Source organism: Pseudomonas sp. FBF18, assembly GCF_024261405.1.
Classification (GTDB): Bacteria; Pseudomonadota; Gammaproteobacteria; order Pseudomonadales; family Pseudomonadaceae; genus Aquipseudomonas; species Aquipseudomonas palmensis.
The window spans coordinates 58,391-60,882 of sequence record NZ_QKRS01000013.1 but is presented as its reverse complement, the minus strand read 5'-3'; the positions used below and the strand labels follow the sequence as shown (position 1 = coordinate 60,882).

The following is a 2,492-nucleotide window of genomic DNA, read 5'->3' as shown; positions in this document are numbered from 1 at the left end:
CGCGGCCGGCAATTATGCGCGCACGCTGCAACGCGCCGTGGAACAGGCGCTGTGTGCCAGCGCGCTGGCACGCCCAGGCCATTACCGGGCCGCGGTGCAGGTATGGATCGACGCCCGCGGGGTGCTGGCCCAGAGCCGCCTGCTGGCCTCCACCGGCGATCACCGGCGTGACAGCGCGCTGGTCGAAAGCCTGCGCGCCCTGCGCCTGGAGCGGCCACCGCCCTCGGCGCTGGCGCAACCGGTGACGCTGCTGCTGTTGCCCGATACACGCATGGACTGCCCTTAATCGCATGGAGGCTAGGCAGTATGAATACACCTCTGGTCACGTTGTTCCTGACCTCTTACGACGAGTTCAAGGTGCGCCTCAAACGCCGCCTGGGTTCGGACGACCTGGCCTGCGACGTGCTCCAGGAAACCTACCTGCGGGTCGACCGCATGCAGGCCACCCACGCGCTGCACAAGCCCAATGCCTACCTCTACCGCATGGCCCTGAACATCGCCGCCGACCGGCGCCAGGCCGACGCCCGGCTGCTCACCGGCGCCGAGGTCGAAGACCTGCTGCAGGTGGCCGAAGACCAGGACCCGGCGCGCATTGTCGGCGGCCAGCAGGAAATCCAGTGCCTGCTCGGCGCACTCTACGAACTGCCGGCACGGCGCCGGCGTATCTTCATTGCCGCGCGCCTGGAGGAAGCCTCGCACCTGGAAATCGCCCAGCGCTTCGGCATCTCCACGCGCATGGTCGAGAAGGAGCTCAAGGCCGCACTGGGTTACTGCGCCACGCGGCTGGAAAGAAAAGTGTTCCAGCGGTTCGGTCCCGGTGCGGGAAAACCGTCTTGAACAATACACAGCGCCATTTTGATGCAGGCCCCTCAGACCATGACACCCCAGACTTCGGCTGAACCCAGCCTGCACAGCCAGGCCCAGGACTGGTTGCTGCTGCTTACCTCCGGGCGCGCCACCGTCGCCGACGCACGCGCCCTGCGCCAGTGGTGCGCACAGAGCCCGGCGCACGCCCAGGCCTTCGAGCAGGCCCGCCAGCTGTGGCAGCAGCTGGAGCCGGCGGCGCGCCAGGCCGAGCGCGTGGTGCCCCTGCGCACCCTGGGGCGCCGCGCGTTCCTGGGCGGCGCGCTGGCGGCCTCGGCAGCCTTCGTGCTGCTGCGCAGCAACCTGGTGGACGGGCTCGGCACGCCAGCGGCAGACTTTCACACCGGCGTTGGCGAGCAGCGGCGCATCGACCTGACCCAGGGCATTGCGCTGGAGCTCAACACCCAGACCCGCATCAACCGCAGCGGCGAAGCGATCGCCCTGCTCGAAGGCGAGGTCGAGGTGCTGGCCCAGGCCCCGGTGCAGGTGCAGGCCGGGCAGGCCTGGGTGTCGGCCCAGGCCGGGCGCTTCAATGTGCGCCACACCGATTCGGCCGTGTGCGTCACCTGCCTGCAGGGCCAGGTGCAGATTCTCTGGCAGGGCCGCAGCTTGCCGGTGCCCGCCGGCCAGCAGCTGCGTTACGACGCCCGCAGCGCCGGCAGCGCGCAGCCGTTCGATGCCGAACAGGTAATGGCCTGGCGCGAGCAGCGGCTGGTGTTCCATGACGCGCCGCTGAGCCAGGTGATCGACGAAATCAACCGCTACCGCCCCGGCATGCTGGTGCTGCTCAACCCCAGCCTGGGGCGACGCAAGGTGCAGGCGCGCTTCAGCCTGGCGCAGCTGCCAGGGGTGGCGCAGCTGATCCGCGACGCCTACGGCGCACGCTGCACCGAACTGCCCGGTGGCGTGGTGCTGCTCAGTTGAGCGGCCCCAGTACCTGGCGGTAACGCTGCGGGCCCTGCGCGCTCTGGCGCAGCAGTTCGATCTCGAGCCCCGGCGGATTGTCCCGGGCCTCGCCGGTCAGGTGCCGCCAGCCCTTGCCCGGCTCCCACACCCGCAGGTTGAATTCAGCCACATCCTCCAGTACCGCCACCCGGCCGGCAGGTGCCGGTAGCGGGAAGCGGTCGCGTGCCGGCGCCGCGGCGCGGTACAGCGTGCCACCCTGCAACCACCAGCGCACGCGCATCAGGCCGTCGTCGGCGGCGCTGCTGCGAATCAGCTCCAGGTGCGCCGGGCGCCCGTCGCTGGCCTGCACCCGCACCGCAGGCAGCGGTTTTTCGCTGGGCGGGTCCATGCCAGCCAGCACCGGCTCGGCCAGTTCGCTGCTGGCACGCAGGGCCAGGTCGCGCTCCAGCTGGTTGAACACCCGCAGCAGGGCGCGGGCCTGTTCGGTGCTGTCCTTGACGTGGCGGTCGGCGCGGCTGACGCTGTCCAGCCCGCGCCAGGCCACCAGGCTGACGATGGCCATCAACAGGATCGCCACCATCACCTCGATCAGGGTGAACCCGCCTTGCGGGTGGCGCCTCATGGCTGGTGCACCTCGACACGGCCGGCGGCATCGCGGCGCACTTCGATCTGCTGCTGGCCGCTGACCAGGCGCAGGGTCAGCGGCTCGCCGATCCATTCCG

Annotated in this window: 4 protein-coding genes; 3 read left to right on the top strand and 1 reads right to left on the bottom strand. The window is 70.2% G+C overall.

The window, feature by feature from the left end; translation table 11 throughout:
- The 3 genes from DN387_RS19125 to DN387_RS19115 all read left to right on the top strand — a co-directional run.
- Positions 1–286, top strand: a 286-nt coding sequence (locus tag DN387_RS19125; protein WP_254506169.1) for a TonB C-terminal domain-containing protein, incomplete at its 5' end; no start/stop codon positions are given.
- 20 nt (positions 287–306) lie between these two features.
- Positions 307–837 carry a sigma-70 family RNA polymerase sigma factor gene (locus DN387_RS19120; RefSeq protein ID WP_043860351.1) on the top strand — a complete coding sequence of 177 codons (531 nt, stop codon included), beginning with the start codon at positions 307–309 and terminating at the stop codon, positions 835–837.
- A 39-nt stretch (positions 838–876) separates the two neighbouring features.
- Positions 877–1,788 carry a DUF4880 domain-containing protein gene (locus DN387_RS19115; protein ID WP_196932333.1) on the top strand — a complete coding sequence of 304 codons (912 nt, stop codon included), beginning with the start codon at positions 877–879 and terminating at the stop codon, positions 1,786–1,788.
- On the opposite strand, the gene DN387_RS19110 is transcribed toward DN387_RS19115, so the two are convergent.
- Positions 1,781–2,392, bottom strand: a complete 612-nt coding sequence (locus DN387_RS19110) for a prepilin-type N-terminal cleavage/methylation domain-containing protein (protein WP_254506167.1) — start codon at positions 2,390–2,392, stop codon at positions 1,781–1,783. The two genes, DN387_RS19115 and DN387_RS19110, sit on opposite strands and share 8 nt — an antisense overlap.
- Positions 2,393–2,492 lie beyond the last annotated feature (100 nt).